The sequence below is a fragment of the Palleronia rufa genome, from assembly GCF_000743715.1.
Taxonomy (GTDB): Bacteria; Pseudomonadota; Alphaproteobacteria; order Rhodobacterales; family Rhodobacteraceae; genus Palleronia; species Palleronia rufa.
This window is the reverse complement of the sequence record NZ_JQEY01000002.1, coordinates 25,508-41,754: the sequence shown is the minus strand read 5'-3', so window position 1 is coordinate 41,754 and position 16,247 is coordinate 25,508. Positions and strand designations below refer to the sequence as shown.

General features: G+C 66.0%; 16 protein-coding genes. 11 read left to right on the top strand and 5 right to left on the bottom strand.

What is annotated here, in order from left to right; all coding sequences use genetic code 11:
- Positions 1-38 precede the first annotated feature (38 nt).
- On the top strand, positions 39-575 hold the full coding sequence (locus KW83_RS19005) for a methyltransferase family protein (protein ID WP_051928262.1): 537 nt from the start codon (positions 39-41) through the stop codon (positions 573-575).
- Between the two features lie 405 nt (positions 576-980).
- On the opposite strand, the gene KW83_RS04285 is transcribed toward KW83_RS19005, so the two are convergent.
- From KW83_RS04285 to puuE, 3 genes are read right to left on the bottom strand one after another with little or no spacing between them, the layout of a single operon-like run.
- Positions 981-2,438 (bottom strand): uracil-xanthine permease family protein, encoded by a 1,458-nt coding sequence (locus KW83_RS04285; protein WP_036175165.1) that lies wholly within the window; start codon positions 2,436-2,438, stop codon positions 981-983.
- 50 nt (positions 2,439-2,488) lie between these two features.
- A complete protein-coding gene (locus KW83_RS04280) occupies positions 2,489-2,977 on the bottom strand; it encodes an ureidoglycolate lyase (protein ID WP_036175162.1) in 489 nt (162 codons plus the stop codon).
- A complete protein-coding gene (gene puuE, locus KW83_RS04275; RefSeq protein ID WP_036175951.1) occupies positions 2,974-4,383 on the bottom strand; it encodes an allantoinase PuuE in 1,410 nt (469 codons plus the stop codon). Before puuE ends, KW83_RS04280 begins: the two co-directional genes overlap by 4 nt.
- 154 nt (positions 4,384-4,537) lie before the next feature.
- On the opposite strand from puuE, the gene uraH reads away from it, so the two are divergent.
- Positions 4,538-4,891 (top strand): hydroxyisourate hydrolase, encoded by a 354-nt coding sequence (gene uraH, locus KW83_RS04270; RefSeq protein WP_036175160.1) that lies wholly within the window; start codon positions 4,538-4,540, stop codon positions 4,889-4,891.
- Here the strand turns inward: uraH and KW83_RS04265 are convergent.
- Positions 4,876-5,817, bottom strand: coding sequence for a LysR family transcriptional regulator (locus tag KW83_RS04265; RefSeq protein WP_036175158.1), 942 nt, complete (start codon positions 5,815-5,817; stop codon positions 4,876-4,878). The two genes, uraH and KW83_RS04265, sit on opposite strands and share 16 nt — an antisense overlap.
- 101 nt (positions 5,818-5,918) lie before the next feature.
- Here KW83_RS04265 and KW83_RS04260 point away from each other — a divergent pair, with 101 nt between their 5' ends.
- Positions 5,919-7,154 carry a urate hydroxylase PuuD gene (locus KW83_RS04260; protein ID WP_036175155.1) on the top strand — a complete coding sequence of 412 codons (1,236 nt, stop codon included), beginning with the start codon at positions 5,919-5,921 and terminating at the stop codon, positions 7,152-7,154.
- Between the two features lie 159 nt (positions 7,155-7,313).
- On the opposite strand, the gene KW83_RS04255 is transcribed toward KW83_RS04260, so the two are convergent.
- Positions 7,314-8,432, bottom strand: a complete 1,119-nt coding sequence (locus KW83_RS04255) for a DcaP family trimeric outer membrane transporter (RefSeq protein WP_036175152.1) — start codon at positions 8,430-8,432, stop codon at positions 7,314-7,316.
- A gap of 461 nt (positions 8,433-8,893) precedes the next feature.
- Here KW83_RS04255 and KW83_RS04250 point away from each other — a divergent pair, with 461 nt between their 5' ends.
- From KW83_RS04250 to KW83_RS04215, 8 genes are all read left to right on the top strand, one after another.
- Positions 8,894-9,889, top strand: a complete 996-nt coding sequence (locus KW83_RS04250; RefSeq protein ID WP_036175149.1) for an ABC transporter ATP-binding protein — start codon at positions 8,894-8,896, stop codon at positions 9,887-9,889.
- Between the two features lie 34 nt (positions 9,890-9,923).
- Positions 9,924-11,195 carry an ABC transporter substrate-binding protein gene (locus KW83_RS04245; RefSeq protein WP_036175146.1) on the top strand — a complete coding sequence of 424 codons (1,272 nt, stop codon included), beginning with the start codon at positions 9,924-9,926 and terminating at the stop codon, positions 11,193-11,195.
- 113 nt (positions 11,196-11,308) lie between these two features.
- Positions 11,309-12,142 (top strand): ABC transporter permease, encoded by an 834-nt coding sequence (locus KW83_RS04240; protein WP_152563489.1) that lies wholly within the window; start codon positions 11,309-11,311, stop codon positions 12,140-12,142.
- Between the two features lie 4 nt (positions 12,143-12,146).
- Positions 12,147-13,022, top strand: a complete 876-nt coding sequence (locus KW83_RS04235) for an ABC transporter permease (protein WP_036175143.1) — start codon at positions 12,147-12,149, stop codon at positions 13,020-13,022.
- Positions 13,022-13,729, top strand: a complete 708-nt coding sequence (locus KW83_RS04230; RefSeq protein WP_036175140.1) for an aspartate/glutamate racemase family protein — start codon at positions 13,022-13,024, stop codon at positions 13,727-13,729. Before KW83_RS04235 ends, KW83_RS04230 begins: the two co-directional genes overlap by 1 nt.
- Positions 13,726-14,571 carry a GNAT family N-acetyltransferase gene (locus KW83_RS04225; RefSeq protein WP_036175137.1) on the top strand — a complete coding sequence of 282 codons (846 nt, stop codon included), beginning with the start codon at positions 13,726-13,728 and terminating at the stop codon, positions 14,569-14,571. The genes KW83_RS04230 and KW83_RS04225 overlap by 4 nt, the downstream gene beginning before the upstream one ends.
- A 26-nt stretch (positions 14,572-14,597) precedes the next feature.
- A complete protein-coding gene (locus KW83_RS04220) occupies positions 14,598-15,017 on the top strand; it encodes a nuclear transport factor 2 family protein (RefSeq protein WP_051928260.1) in 420 nt (139 codons plus the stop codon).
- The gene (locus KW83_RS04215; RefSeq protein WP_051928259.1) at positions 15,014-15,931 is read left to right on the top strand and encodes a polysaccharide deacetylase family protein; all 918 of its coding nucleotides are present in this window, start codon (positions 15,014-15,016) and stop codon (positions 15,929-15,931) included. Before KW83_RS04220 ends, KW83_RS04215 begins: the two co-directional genes overlap by 4 nt.
- Positions 15,932-16,247 lie beyond the last annotated feature (316 nt).

The window sequence follows — 16,247 nt, the reverse complement described above, 5'->3', positions numbered from 1 at the left end:
CCCGTCGAGAGGCAGCGTTTCCCGCAAGGAGCCTGCGCGTGAGCGGATGGATCTGGGCCTCTCTCGCGGCATCGGCAGCCTGGGGCGTGATCCTGGTCGTGTCGGATCGGGGCTGGGCGCGGATCTGGCCGCGGGGCGGATGGCTGACGGCCGCCTGGGCCTGGGGGCTGACGACGCTGATCTACGTCGGGCTGATCCGCGGCGCGTCGGCGGACTGGAACGCGCTGGGCTGGAACGTCTGGCTGCGTTGGGGGATCGGCGGCGCAGGTCTGACGCTGGCGTCCTTCTGGGTGCAGGGGCGCGGGATCTGGGACCTGGGCCTCAAGGGCACCAGCGGTTGGGACGTGGGGCTGGTCGAGACCGGCGCCTATGCCACGCGCCGCCATCCGCAATATGCAGGACAGGTGCTGAGCCTTGTCGGGCTGGGAATCCTGGGCGGCAGCGCCGGCGGGCTTCTGGCGGCCGCCGCCGGTTGCGCCGCGCTGGTCCATGCCAGCGTGGTCGAGGACCGCTGGCTGGCGCGGCGATACCCGGACGCGCATCGGGCGTACCGGTCGCGCGTCGGTTTTTTCTGACCCCGCAACGGGACCGCGAAGCTCGGGACGGCCAAAGTTCCGGCCCAGCGGGGGTTTTCGGCGAGGCTCGGCCGCACAGTGGACGCTCTGCGCCATACCGAACGTCGTGACATTCGTTCCGTCGCCTCCGCGACGAACTGTCCGCAGGTCGCCTGCATCTGCGCCGCTCCGCTACCGCCGATGCCGCGCCGGGGACCCGCGTCGCGTAACCGTTCCAGGCCAGCGGCGAGCAGGTTTGCCAGGTTCCGTCTGGAACACGTTCGGCGCCGGCATGAGTGCAAGCCAACGAATACCGCGACGACCGGAATGAGCGATCATCGGATCTTTGCCTGCTGTCTGAATTCCTGCGCGGGGCACGAGCCGCATGTGGCCCGTGCCCTGCGCCTGCGGCTCGGCCGCAAGCGGTCAGACGTTGGCCGCGCCCGCTTCGGCTTTTCCCTTCAGTCCCGTGCCGTGGCCGGACATGCCGCCGGACACTTCCTTGACCGATTCGGCGGTCAGATCGTCGGGCAGCACCAGGTTCAGCACGATGGCGATCACCGCCGCGGGCAGCAGGCCGGACACCATCAGCACCTCCGCCCAGTCGGGCAGGTGCTGAACCGCGCCGGGTTCGAGTTGCAGCCCGAGTCCGATCGACAGGGCGACCGCGAAGATCACCATGTTGCGCCGGTTCCAGTCCACGTCCGACAGCATGGAGATGCCGGCCGCCACGACCATGCCGAACATGACGATCACGCCGCCGCCTAGCACTTCGATGGGCACGGTGCGGATCACGCCGCCGACCTTGGGAACCAGCCCGCAGAGGATCAGGAACAGCGCGCCCCAGGTGACGACATGCCGGCTCATCACGCCGGTCATGGCGATCAGACCGACGTTCTGGCTGAAGCTGGTATTGGGAAAGCCGCCGAAGATCCCGGCCACGGCGGTGCCGATTCCGTCGGCATAGGTCGCGCCCTGGATCTCAGTGTCCGTCGCCTCGCGCCCCGCGCCGCCCTTGGTGATGCCTGACACGTCGCCCACGGTTTCCACCGCCGACACGAAGGCCATCAGGCAAAATCCGATGATCGCCGCGGCACTGAATTCGAACCCGTACTTGAACGGCAGCGGCAGGGCGAACCACGACGCGTTGTTCCAGCTGGCCGCGATGCCGAAGTCGCCGCCGAACGACACCATGCCCATCAGCAAGGCGTAGACATAGCCCGCCGCGATGCCGATGAGCACCGCCGAGATCGCCAACATCCCGCGGGTAAAGAACTTCAGGAGCAGCGTGACGACGACGACAACGATCGCCGCGGACCAGTTCAGAAGGCTCCCGTATTCGGGGGTGCCGATGGCGGGCACGCCCCCGGCGGCGTACTGGATGCCGACGCGGACCAGCGCAAGCCCGATCATGGTTACGATCAGGCCGGTGACCAGAGGCGGCAGGGCGAAGCGGATCTTCTTGATGAACGTGCCGATCAGGGCGTGGAAAAGGCCGCCGATGACGACGCCGGTGAACAGCGCCGCCAGCGCGTCGATACCCTTTCCGGCCACCAGCGGAATCATGATCGGCAGGAAGGCGAAGGATGTGCCCTGCACGATGGGCAGCGCCGCGCCCACGGGGCCGATGGTGATCGTCTGCAGAAGCGTCGCCACCCCGGCGAAGAGCATCGACATCTGGATCAGGTAGAGCAGTTCGGGAAAGTCGGCAGAGCCGGAGCCGAACCCGAAGCCGGCGGCCCCGGCGACGATGATCGCCGGCGTCACGTTCGAGACGAACATCGCAAGGACATGCTGGATACCCAGCGGGATCGCCTGGTAGATCGGCGGCGTGAAGTCGGGGTCGCGGAGCTGCTCCGGCGTCCCGATCGATGAGTTATCCATATGGTGTCCTCTCCATTGCGGTTGTCCGCCGGCGTCTCCCCCGGCGCGATTCAATCCGACGTGATGATGAATCCCGTTGCAAAACGATGTTCGTCGAGGTTGGCGCCGTCGCCGATGCGATCGACGACCGCGAACAGACCGGGACCGCCGAGCGGAGTCAGAACGCCGTGCCAGACACCTCGGTGGAAATTGACCCCCTGCCCCGCTCTGGTGAGGAAGGCGCGCGGAGTCTTCGGTGTGCCGTCCCGATCACCGGCGGCGACGACCAGGAACGGGTCGGACGACATCGGCAGAAATGCCTGGCTGCCGTCCGGGTGACGCTCCACCAACGTCAGCGTCAGCGGCAGGGAGACCGTTTCGCTCTTGAAGATGCTGACACCCGCGCGGCCGTCCGAGAAATCCAGCCGGGCCTTGTCGTGGTAGCGCTGGCAGCGGCCTTCGTTGATGGTCCTGTCCGGCGCCCCCGACGCGTCGAGCACATCGCCGAAGGCCGCGAAGGTCTCCGCGGTCAGCGGTTCGGTCCGGATGTGCCGGGTCACGGGAATTTCTCCTGCAGCCGCAGCTCTGCAATGCGCTCGACCTGTCGGCAGGCCTCAGCGAATTCGGTCTCTCGGTCGTTGTCGATGCGACGGCGAAAGGCGGCCATGATCGATGGCTTGTCGTGGTCGCGCACGGCGATGATGAACGGAAAACCGTGTTTCTCCACGTAATGCGCGTTCAGCTCCTGAAACGCGGTGCGCTCTGCGTCGGTGAGCAGGGCAAGGCCCGCCCCCGCCTGTTCCGCGGTGCTTTCCGCCGTCAGGCGTCCGGCGGCGGCGAGTTTGCCGGCAAGGTCGGGATGCGCGTTGAGCACCGCAAGCCGGCGGTCGGCATCCGCGGTCCGGAACACGCGGGTGAGGGCCAGGTGGACGCCCGCGGCGTTGTCGTGGGTCGGTCCCAGTTCGAGTCCGTGCGCCTCCTCGGCGATCCAGGGGCTGTGCTCGAAGACCCCGCCGTATTCCGACACGAAGGTGTCTCTGTCCATCTGCGATGGGCGGGGGCGATGGGATGGGGGTTGTGTCGCGGCCCAATGCTGCGCGATCTGCAGCCGCGTGGCGAACCAGACCCCATCATGGCCGCGCATATGGTCCAGCGCGCGCTTGAGCGCCGCGGCCCGCCCGGGGCGCCCAGCCAGGCGGCAGTGCAGCCCGATCGACAGCATCCGGGGCGTGCCCCCCTGCCCTTCGGCATAGAGCGTGTCGAAACTGTCGCGCAGGTGGCGTTCGAACTGGTCGCCGTTGGTGAATCCCGCCTGGATCGCAAAGCGCATGTCGTTGCAGTCCATGGTGTAGGGCACGATCAGCTGGTCGGTCCCGTCGAAATGCTCCCAATACGGCAGGTCGTCGGCGTAGCTGTCAGCAACATAGGCGAACCGGCCGGTTTCGGCAGCCAGGCGCACGGTGTTGATCGAACAGCGGCCCGTATACCAGCCGCGGGGCGGACTGCCGGTCACCTCCGTGTGCAGCGCGATCGCTTCCGCGATCAGGGCGCGCTCTTCGGCTTCGGGCATGTCCTTGTGCTCGATCCACTTCAGCCCGTGGCTCGCGATTTCCCAGCCTGCCGATTTCATCGCGGCAAGCTGGCAAGGCGCGCGCGCAAGCGCGGTCGCCACGCCGAAGACCGTCACCGGCAGGTCCGACAGCATGCGGTGCAGGCGCCAGAATCCCGCGCGCGATCCGTATTCGTAGATCGTCTCCATGTTCCAGTGCCGCTGGCCCGGCCAGGGCGTGGCGCCGGTGATTTCGGACAGGAACGCTTCGGACGCGGGGTCGCCATGAAGGATGTTGTTTTCGCCGCCCTCTTCGTAGTTCAGGACGATCTGCACGGCGATACTGGCGCTGCCGGGCCAATTGGCCCGCGGCGGGGTGGCTCCGTATCCCGTCATATCGCGCGGATACCTGTTCATGTGCGCTTCCTTCATCATGGGACATTCCATAAGGCAGAATAATGAGGTTGATCTTCAAATAATTCGAGAAGTAGCCTCTGCATTGCGCCGATTGCGCCCGCGTGGCGTTCGACGCTTATTCTGATGCGACGACCCGTTCGGCTCGGAGGGCCCCATGTCCGGTTATCTGACGACCCATGTCCTCGACACCGCGCGCGGCTGCCCGGCCGCCGGGTTGAAGATCGAACTCTACCGTCTTGAGGCCGGGACCCGGCAGCATCTCCGGACGCTCACGACCAATGAGGACGGGCGCACGGAGGAACATATCCTCCCCGAGGGCGAATTCCGAACCGGCACCTACGAACTTCTGTTCCACGCCGGCGACTATCTGGACCAGACGGGCACCGTGTCCCAAGAGCCGCAATTCCTGGATATCATCCCGCTCCGCTTCGGCATGTCGGAAACCGCACATTACCATGTTCCGCTTCTGCTTTCGCCGTTCGGGTACTCGACCTACCGCGGCAGTTGAAGAACCGGCCCGGCGGCGCCGCTGTCCCGAACGGCCGCTCCGATCCGCTCGATCACGAAATCCATGAACAGACGGTTTTTCGGATCCTGATGGCGCCTGTGGGTGAAAAGGCAGGCCATCTGGATCGGTTCGGGCGGCGTATCCTCACCCACCACGACAAGCCGCCCGGTCTTGAGGTGCTCGGCGACCTCGAACACCGGCTTCAACGCGATTCCATGACCCATGACGGCCCAGTCGGTCAGCACGTCCCCATCGTCGCATTCGTAGCGCCCGCCGGTCTGGAACCGCTTCACCCCGGCCTCCGTCACCAGCGGCCAGCGGAATTCGGTCGCTCCGGGAAAGCGCAGGCCAAGGCATTCGTGCCGGTCGCGCACGATCTCGTCTCCGGATCGGGGGTGCCCGTGGCGGGCGATATAGCCGGGCGACGCGCACAGGACGCGGGCCACATCGGCGATCTTGCGGATGCGCAGGGTGCTGTCTTCGGGCTGACCCAGGAAAAACGCCAGATCCAGTCCCTCGGTCGTCAGGTCCACCCTGCGGTCCGTCAGGCGGAGCCGCACGTTCACCTGCGGATACTCGGCCAGGAACAATGGCACCTGCGGCGCGATCAGGCGCCGTCCGACACCCAGGGGCGCCGCGACATAGATGGGCCCGCGCGGACGCTCGGTGATGTTCATGACCTGCGCTTCCGCCGCCTCGACCTGTTCGAGGATACTGCAGGCCCCATCGTAGAAGAGCTTTCCCTGCTCTGTCGGCGCAAGGCTGCGGGTGGTGCGCTGGAACAGGCGCACGCCCAGATGATCCTCAAGCTGCGAAATCCGCGACGACGTCACCGCCGGCGAAATCCGCAGGTCGCGCCCCGCCGCCGACATGCCGCCCAGTTCATAGACGCGTACGAAGGTCCGGATGTTGTCGAGATAGGACATCTTTCCGCTTTTTTTGATATAGCTTGGAACCGCCGCAGGATACCCGAACAAACACCGGCCGCCTAGACTGGCGCGGTTCGGACCGTCGGAAGGAGCACGCGATGTACGATTTGGCGATCATGTGGGACTGGGTGGGCTTCGCGGTCCGCTGGCTGCACATCGTCACCGCGATGGCCTGGATCGGGGCATCGTTCTATTTCATCGCGCTGGACCTGATGCTGAAGCCGTCTCCGACCCTGCCCGAAGGTGCGTCGGGCGAAGAGTGGGAGGTGCATGGCGGCGGGTTCTACCACACCACGAAATACCTTGTGGCGCCCCGGGAACTGCCCGAGCACCTGACCTGGCACAAGTGGCAGAGCTACACGACCTGGCTTTCTGGCGCGGCGCTCCTGATGATCGTCTACTGGGTCGGCGGAGAATTGTTCCTGCTGGATCCGACGAAGGCCGATCTGGCGCTGTGGCAGGGCATCGTCATATCGGCGGGGTCCCTGACGATCGGATGGATTGCCTACGACCGGCTCTGCAAGTCGCGTCTGGGCACGCGGCCGACCGCACTGATGCTGGTGTTGTTCGGCATTCTCGTAGCGATGTCATGGGGCTACAACCAGATCTTCACCGGCCGCGCCGCCCTTCTGCACCTTGGCGCCTTTACCGCCACGATCATGACGGCGAACGTGTTCTTTCAGATCATGCCGAACCAGCGCATCGTGGTGGCGGACCTGAAGGCGGGGCGTACACCGGATGCGAAATACGGCAAGATCGCCAAGCTGCGCTCGACCCACAACAACTATCTGACGCTGCCGGTCATATTCCTGATGCTCAGCAACCACTATCCGCTGGCGTTCGGAACCCAGTTCTCCTGGATCATCGCCAGCCTCGTGTTCCTGACCGGAGTGACGATCCGGCACTATTTCAACACCATGCACGCAACGGGCAAGGGGCCCTTGTGGACCTGGGGCGTCACGGCGGTCCTGTTCATCGTGATGGCGTGGCTCTCAACGGCCTCGACCTGGGACGGGGACTACGACGCTTTGGGCACCGCCGAGATGACGCCGCGCGACCGGCAGTTCGCGTCGGCCGAGGGGTTCGACGACGCCTATAACACGGTCGTCGGCAACTGCTCGATGTGCCACGCGCGCGAACCTGCCTGGAACGGGCTCCGCTGGGCTCCGAAGGGCGTTCATCTGGAGACGGAAGCCGATGTCGCGCGCCACGCGGAAGAGATCTACCTGCAGGCCGGAGTCAGCCACGCCATGCCGCCCCCGAACGCGATCCAGATGGATGAAGACGCCCGTCGCCGGATCGTCGCCTGGGTCCGCAACGCGCGGGACGGCTGAGAGGCGCGCGGGCTTCGTACCCCGCCCCCCGAAGCCACATCGCCGTCTCGATCCTTCACCGACGGGCGGCCGCGGGGGCGGGCAAGTGGCCCGCTCGCACTTGGGACGTTCGGTCCGCGACGCCTGCGGAAAACGCGGACGTCACATTGGAGGGGCCGATCAGAAGTCGATCTGTACCGATGCCTGCAGACGATCGACCTCGAACGTCGCGCCCGAGAACCGGTCGACCGTGCCGTGGAAGTATTCCAGTCCGACAACGGTGTTTTCGAGCAGCTGATACTGGGCGTTGAGGTGGACCGACGTCAGGGTCTCGAAATCGTCGTCGGCGCCCTCGTCGTTGTCCCGCCAGCCGTAGATCGCGCGCAGGGTCAGCTTGTCGTTCACCGCTTGCGACAGGCCTATATATGCGGACTGCAACCCGATCGCATCGCCGTCCGCGTTTAGGTTGTTTCCCCCGAACACCATGTAGGAGGCGATCCCGTCGCCGTTCGTGTAGGAGGCGTCGATGGTCCCGCCCTCCCAAAGCTTCGCCGTGGCCGACAGGTTGAAACCGTTTACGTCGGTCTCCGTGCCGTCCGGGGCGTTTACCGTGCCGTAGAGGGCGGCCAGTTTCACCAGCAGCGGATCCGTGTCGTAGGCCGCCGTCGCGATGAGGACGGGATCGTCGCTGTCCGCGTTGGATTCCTCTATCGCCACTTCGCCGACGAAGGCACCGGCGTCATAGGTATAGCGGATCATTTCCTGCCGGGCGAAGGGGATCCCGGCGACGCCTTGAAAGTCGAGCGTCACGGGATAGGACGCGATCGGCATGAACGTGGTCCAATACTGCCCCACCCGGAACCCGCCGAGCGTTGCCGTCGCGTGCCGGATCCGTGGCTCGATCTGGTCCGGACCGTAGAAATCGATCTCGACCTGGGTGCCGAGGTCGCCGAAGGCGGTCGGCGTGGTGGTGCGGAACCCCAGTCGGGTCTGGCGCACCGTGGCGTTAAAGAAGGTGCCGTTGTCGTCGGAGGTGAGCGCGGCCAGCGGAAACGTCGTGTCGCCCAGTTCGGCGCCGAAATCGGCGATGAAGTCGGTCTTGATGTAGCCGTAGAATTCGACGTCGGTTGCCGTGCCGGCGCCGAACGTGAGTTTCGGGCCGCTACCCCCGTTCTGCGCGGCCTCCAGCTGGGCGATGCGTGCTTCGAGTTGAGAAATGCGCGCTCCATCCTGCGCAAGGGCCGGCCCGGCAAGGGCCGCGGTGGCTGCTGTAATATAAAGAATGGCGGTCCTGGTCATGTTGGCTTTCCTTCCAAGAACGGGCGGCTGAAATGTCGCGCCGATCCAGGGTACGACGCGGTTCGGGCCGCTGCGATCTTCCGCCGCGGGAACCTCCGCGCGATGTCTCATTCCTGCAACGGTATCGGGTCGGATGGGTCGGGTGCGGCGGGGTGTTCGGCCAGTTTCAGCCGATCGCGGGATCCGACCCGCTCTTTCGCAAATCCACCCGGGCAGGACGAACGTCGATGGCCGTCCCAGAACCGCTCACGACCACCGGCGATCTTCGGCGGCTCCTGGCTTGCACCGCTGTCGGACGGTACGTGCTCCGGAGCGCCCAATTATTGGTCACCTGCCCCGCGCCTGCAAACGAATCCATCCCCATCGAAGGATCGCGCGCAAAGATCGGCGTCTGATGCCCTGCCGGCCTTGAGCACCCGGGCGTTGGCAAACCTTCTGGTGCCAGCAACGGGGGATCGAAGATGTCCAGGGCACAGATGGTGGAGCTTGCCGCAGTCACCAAACGTTATGGCAGCGCGGTTGCCGTTGACGCGATCAGCCTGAAGATCAAGGCCGGCAGCTATTGCTGCCTGCTGGGTCCGTCGGGCTGCGGGAAGACGTCGACGCTGCGGATGATCGCGGGGCACGAGGACGTCACCGATGGCGATATCGTGGTCGGGCATCGGGTCGTGAACGACGACCCGCCGGCGCGGCGCGGAACCGCGATGATGTTTCAGAGCTACGCGCTGTTTCCGCATCTGAGCGTTGCCGAGAACGTCGCCTTCTCGCTGCGCATGAAGGGTGTCGACCGGAACAATCGGCGTGCCCGCGCGGACGAGATGCTGAAGCTCGTGTCGATGGAAGACTACGCCGACCGGTCTCCCAACCAGCTTTCCGGCGGGCAGCAACAGCGCGTCGCGCTGGCGCGGGCGCTGATGACAGAGCCATCCGTTCTGCTGCTGGATGAGCCGCTCTCTGCGCTCGACCCGTTCCTGCGCGTGCGGATGCGGTCCGAACTGCGGCGGATACAGGCCGAACTGGGCATCACCTTCATCCATGTCACCCATAGCCAGGAAGAGGCGATGGCCCTCGCCGATCTGGTGGTGGTGATGAAGGACGGACGGATCGCGCAATCCGGTCCGCCGCGCGAAATCTACAACGCCCCCCGCAATCGGTTCGTCGCTCAGTTCATGGGGGGCCACAATATCATAGAGGACAGCGGACGCACGATCGCGGTGCGGGCCGATGAGCTTGAGGTTCGGCCTGCGGATGCGCCGGGCGGCGGACACAGCGCGGTGGTGCGGGAGGTCGAGTATCGCGGCCCGGACGTGCGCCTGTCCCTCGAGACAGAGGCCGGCGAGGCCCTGACCGCCGTGATGGGCGAACGCGCCTTCTTCGACGGTCGCATCACTCCCGGCGCACGCGTCTGCGTCGGATGGCGCCCTGACGCGGTCCACGCGCTCGCGCAGGACGCCTGACCCACCCAACGGACAACCACCAAGGAGCAGCACCATGACCGATACCGCGAACGCACCCAAGGCAAGCCGCCGCAGCGTCCTGAAAGGCGCCGCCGCGCTGGTCGGAACCTCAGCGTTCCCGGCGCCCTTCGTACACGCCCAGGAACGCGTCACGCTGCGCTATCTTTCGACGGCCGTGAACCAGTCGCCCGCCATAGCCGAGCGGGCGTCCGAAGATCTGGGGATCGACATCGAGTATATCGCCGTGAACACCGACGAGGTGCCGCGCCGCGTCATCACCCAGCCGAACTCCTTCGATCTGGTGGATTCGGAGTATTTCTCGCTGCCCAACCTTGTCCCTTCGGGCAATATGATCGGCATGGATGCGAACCGGATCGACCGGATCGACGATCTGGCCAGCGTGATCGCCAAGGGCACGGTCGACGGCAAGAAGGTCGGCTGGGACGGCACCGCGCCGCATGAAGTTCTTTATCTGGAAGGCCAGAACGCGACGTCCTTCGCAGCCGAGCCGACCGAATGGATCACGCTGATCCCGACCACCTACAACGCCGACACGCTGGGTCTGCGTCCCGACCTGATCGACAAGGAGATCACCTCCTGGGCGTCGCTGCTCGATCCCGATTTTGCCGGAAAGACCGCAATCCTCAACATCCCCTCCATCGGCATCATGGACGCGGCCATGGCGCTGCAGGCACGCGGCGACATCACCTATGGCGACAAGGGCAACATGACGCGCGAAGAAATCGACGCCACCATCGCGGCGCTGATCGAAGCCAAGCGCGCCGGCCAGTTCCGGGCGTTCTGGTCGAACTTCCAGGAATCGGTGAACCTGATGGCGTCGGGCGAAGTCGTGCTCCAGTCGATGTGGTCGCCTGCGGTCACCGCCGTCCGCACCCAGGGCATTCCCTGCGTCTATCAACCGCTCAAGGAGGGCTATCGCGCATGGGCGTCCGGCTTCGGACTGCCACGTACGATCGAAGGGCGCAAACAGGACGCCGCCTATGAATTCATCAACTGGTTCCTGTCGGGCTGGGCCGGCGCGCACCTCTCCAAGCAGGGCTACTACGCCGCCGTCCTGGACACCGCAAAAGAGTTCATGGAGCCTTACGAATGGGCGTATTGGTACGAAGGCGAAGCCGCGGCACAGGACATCATGTCCCCCGACGGACGCCTGCTGGAAGAAGCCGGAGCGGTCCGCGACGGCGGCTCCTATGAGGAGCGCATGGGGGCGGTGGCCGCTTGGAACGCCGTCATGGACGAAAACCAGTACATGGTTCGCAAGTGGAACGAGTTCATCGCGGCGTGACCCACGCCGCCGATACCGATGCGGCGGTCCGGACCGGCCGGACCGCCGCCCGCGGCCGCCGCAAGGGCCGCCGCAGGGGATCCGCCATCGCGCCGTACCTTCAGGCGGCGCCGATGGCGCTGGTGTTCCTGATCTTTTTCGTGCTGCCCCTGGCCGCAACCGTCCTTGTCAGCTTCTGGCAGTACACGCAATATTCCATCGAACCCGCCTTTACCGCTCAGAACTATGGCGATGTCTTCTACGGCTGCCTGCGCGATCTGCCAAACCTTTGCACGACCTTTCGAACCTATCTGTCGACGTTGAAGTTCGGCCTGATCGTCTGGGCGGCGACGCTGGTGATCGGATTCACCATCGCCTACTTTCTTGCGTTCCATGTGCGCACGCTGAAGGTGCAGGTAATCCTGTTCATCATCTGCACGATCCCGTTCTGGACCTCCATCGTGATCCGCATGATTTCATGGATCCCGCTTCTGGGCCGCAACGGGCTTGTCAACCAGACCCTGCTTTTCATGGGTGCGATCGACACCCCGCTCGAAGGGCTGCTTTACTCCGATTTTGCGGTGATCCTGGCGATGGTCCACCTCTATACCCTGTTCATGGTGGTGCCGATCTTCAATTCGCTCATGCGGATCGACCGCGCCCTAATCGAGGCGGCACGCGACGCCGGTGCCACCGGGTTCCAGACGCTGGCATTTGTCATCCTCCCGCTGGCAAAGCCCGGCATCCTGATCGGGTCGATCTTCGTCGTGACCGTGGTGATGGGGGATTTCCTGACCATCGGCATCATGGGCGGTCAGCAGATCGCATCGGTGGGTAAGGTCATCCAGACGCAGATGCAGTTTCTGCAGTTTCCACTTGCCGCGGCGAATGCGGTCATCCTGCTCGTCGCCGTTCTGGGCGGGGTCTGGGCGCTTCTGAGGCTTGTCGACATCCGCAAGGAGCTTTGATGCCATGACCGGCCGCCGCCCCCGCGCCTTCTATGTCCTGTCGATTGTCTTCGGGCTGTTCATCCTGTTCCTCTACGGGCCGATGATCTCCATCCTTGTCCTGTCGTTCCAGGGCCCGGAGGGCGGTCTGGTGTTTCCGATGAACGGGTTCTCGACCCATTGGTTCGGAACGCTGCTGGCCGGCGGCAGCCAGGTCGGGATCGGGTCTGCCCTGCGCAGATCCTTTTTGCTGGCGATCGTCGTCATGGTGCTGACGGTGGCGATCTCGGTTCTTGCGGGACTTGCGTTCCGTCGCCGGTTTCGCGGCGCGACCGTGCTCCTCTACGTCGCCATCGCCAGCCTGATCGTGCCGTCCATCGTGGTCTCGCTTGGGATCGCGCTGGAATTCCGGCTGTTCGATAATGCGATCAAGGCGCTTGGCGCGTCGATGGGGATCGGTTGGATCCAGGGGAATTTCATCTCGGCCCTGGGGCCCTACACATCGGGGCTGGGCGCGCATCTGACCTGGACGCTGCCGTTCGGCCTGCTGATCATGTTCGCCGTCTTCAACCGGTTCGACCCGGCCTATGAGGAAGCCGCGCGCGACCTTGGCGCGACCTCTTGGCAGACGTTTCGCCACGTGACCCTGCCGATCATCGCGCCGTTCCTGATCGGCGTCGCCGTGTTCGGTTTCACGCTCAGCTGGGATGAGCTTGCACGCTCGTCCCAGGTCATGGGATCCGAAAATACCCTGCCCATGCAGCTTGCCGCCAAGACGACAACGGTCACGGACCCTGAAATCTACGCGCTCGGGACCGCGACGACCTTCGGATCGGTCGTGCTGGTGATCGTCACGTTCACGCTGGCCAGCCTGATACAGAAGCGACGGCGCGGCGGTTGATGCGCATCCACGTCGTCAATCCGAACGCCAGCGCGGCGATGACGGCCGGTATCGCCGACGCGGCATCGGCCGCGGCGCCCCGGGGGGTGACGGTCGAAACGACGGGCGCGGCAGGCGGTCCGGTGTCGATCGAGGGTCCGCTGGACGGCGCGATGGCGGTGCCGTGGATGCTGCGACGGATCGCCGAGGCAGAGGCCCGGGGGACCGATGGCCATGTCATCGCCTGCTTCGACGACACCGGACTGGACGCGGCGCGATGCCTGGCCCGCGCACCCGTGATCGGCATCGGCGAAGCGGCGGCCCATTGCGCGACGCTGCTGGCCGACCGCTTCGCGATCGTCACCTCCGTTTCCCAGGCTCTGCCGGTGCTGCGCAGCAACCTGGTGCGCTACGGGTTTGCCAATCGCTGTGCCGGGCTGCGGGCCGCGGGCGTGCCGGTACTCGATATCGACGCGGGTACGCCGCAGGCCGTGGCCGCGATCCGCCGGCAGGTCGAGTCGGCACTCGCGCAGGACGGGGCCGACGCCATCGTTCTCGGGTGCGCCGGCATGGCGCGGCTGGCGGCCGATCTGGAGGCCGAATTCGGCTGCCCGGTGATCGAGGGCATCTCGTCAGGCCTGGCGCTTGTCTCGGCCGTGGCGGGCGCGGGGCTGAAGACTTCGAAACGCGGTGCCTATGCGGGCCCGACGGAGACTGCCGAACCATGACGCGCGGCCGATCCGCGATCAGAACGATGACCCGAACGGAGCTTGAAGCCGTCCTGTCCTGGGCCGAGGCGGAGGGCTGGAATCCCGGCCTGGCCGATGCGCCGGCCTTCCACGCCGCCGATCCGGACGGCTTCCTTCTGGCCGAAATCGACGGAGAACCCGCGGCCAGCCTGTCGATCGTGAGGTTCGGTGACGCGACCGCGTTTCTCGGCCTCTATATCTGTCGCCCGGACCTGCGCGGACGCGGCGTCGGCCTGACCCTCTGGCAAGAGGGTATGGCGCGGCTGGCACCGCGCACCACGGGTCTGGACGGCGTGCCGGCACAGCAGGCCAATTACACCAGGTCAGGCTTTGTAACGGCGCATCGCAACCTGCGCCACTCGGGCGTCCTGACACCGGCGGGGCCGGACCGGACCCGGCCGCTTGAGCCTGAACATATGGAGACGGCACAGGCGCTCGACCGCGCCGTGACCGGCTTCGAGCGCGCGGCCTTCCTGCGCGGCTGGCTGGCGGGCGATCCGAGCCGCGTGGCCCGCGTGCTGCTACGCGACGGAGCGCTTGCGGGCCTGGCCGTGCTGCGAACCTGCGTGTCGGGCCACAAGATCGGGCCGCTTTTCGCAGCGGACCGGACCGCCGCCGAGTCGCTCCTGAACGGATGCGCCCACCGCACCGGACCCGCGCGGGTCAGCCTGGATGTGCCGGAACCCAATTCGGCCGCCATGGCGTTGGCCGCAGACCTGAAACTGACGCCGGATTTCGAGACCGCCCGGATGTGGCGCGGACCCGCCCCCGCGCAGGATCTGCACCGCACCTTCGGTGTGGCGACGTTGGAACTGGGCTGAAGGGCCCGACAACCGGAGATGACCCAATGACAGAAGACATCCTGGGCCAGGCAAAGCGCATCGTCGACGCCTATCTGGAGTGTTCGATGGCGGGCGATGCGGATGGCGCACGCCGCCACATGGCCCCGGGCTGCGTCATCGTCTTCACCGGCGGTCGCATCATGCAGGGCCCCGAAGACCCGGCCGCCTTCAACGCCAGGCGCTACGCCTGGGTCAGGAAACGCGTCCTGCGCATGGATGCGGCGCTCGATGAGACGGCCGGCGCGGTCCATGTCTGGAACACCGGTCATCTCTATGGGGAATGGCCGGACGGACAGGCGTTCGACGGCAACCGCTATGTGGATTTCTTCGCCGTCCGAAACGGGCTGATCACGCGCACCGAAGTCTGGAACGACAGCGCCGAAATCCTGCTGGATCGGGCCGGCCTGTCAGAGGCGCCGCTGTGACCGCCCTGCCCGGTCATGGCCGGTACGACTATGTTCCGATTACCCGGCGCCCGGATTTCACATGGCCAGGCGGCAAGCGCCTGGCCGTCTATTTCGCCATCAACCTGGAGCACTTCGCCTTCGGCGAGGGCCTTGGGGCGGAACTGGTGCCGGGCGGGGCGCAGCCCGACGTCCTGAACTATGCGTGGCGCGACTACGGCAACCGGGTCGGGGCCTGGCGGCTTCTGGCGCTGCTGGACTCGCTGGAACTTCCCGCCACGGTCCTGGCCAACAGCGCGATGTACGGCCATGCCCCCGAACTGCTGGCAGCGCACCGCGTGCGCGGCGACGAAATCGCCGGCCACGGCCGCACCAACAGCGAACGCCAGAGCACGATGCCGGAGGCGGAGGAGCGAGAGCTGATCGCAGAGGCCACGCGCGTGATCGCCCAGGCCGAAGGCCGCGCGCCCGCCGGCTGGCTGAGTCCCTGGATCGCCGAGACGATGATCACCCCGGACCTGCTGGCCGAGGCGGGCTACAGCTATACGCTCAACTGGTGCATGGACGACCAGCCGATCTGGATGCGGACGCGCGCCGGCCCGCTGCTGTCGATTCCCTATCCGCAGGAGGTCAACGACATCCCATCGGTCATCGCGCGCCAGGATCCAGCCAGCACGTTCGCGCAGATCGTCCTGGACGATTTCGACGAACGGCTCGAACAGTCCGCAGACCAGCCGCTTGTCATGGGCGTGGCGCTGCATCCGTACATCGTCGGCCAGCCTTACCGGCTCAGGCGCCTTCGGGCGGTCCTGCGGCAGATCTCGGACGCGCGGGACGAGGTGTGGATCGCCCGGGCCGACCATATCCACATGGCCTTTGCCGATCGGGTGCCGCCGCCGGGCGACACTGCATCCTGCGGACAGCTTCCGGCATAGATCGCGCGCGGCGTCGCATCCGCGGCCCGGTTCGGTCGATTGTGGTTCGCCAACGCCGGCAGGATCGGCACGCGCCCGGTTTCCCAAGCTCGCGCCTGTCCGACTATCGGTGATGACATGTGACCGACGCGTGTCAGAGACAGCCCCGCAGTCACTGGAAAGCCTCTTTGATGTCACTCAGCCCGCAATCGGCCCTTCCCTGCCTGAAAGCCCTTCGGCGCGTCGCTTTCGAAGGCGGTTCGTAGCGCCCCGGCCCCGCCGGCCGGGGTGCGGATCCCGGCGATGACGGCGCGGACGCGGGGCGGATGACAAACCC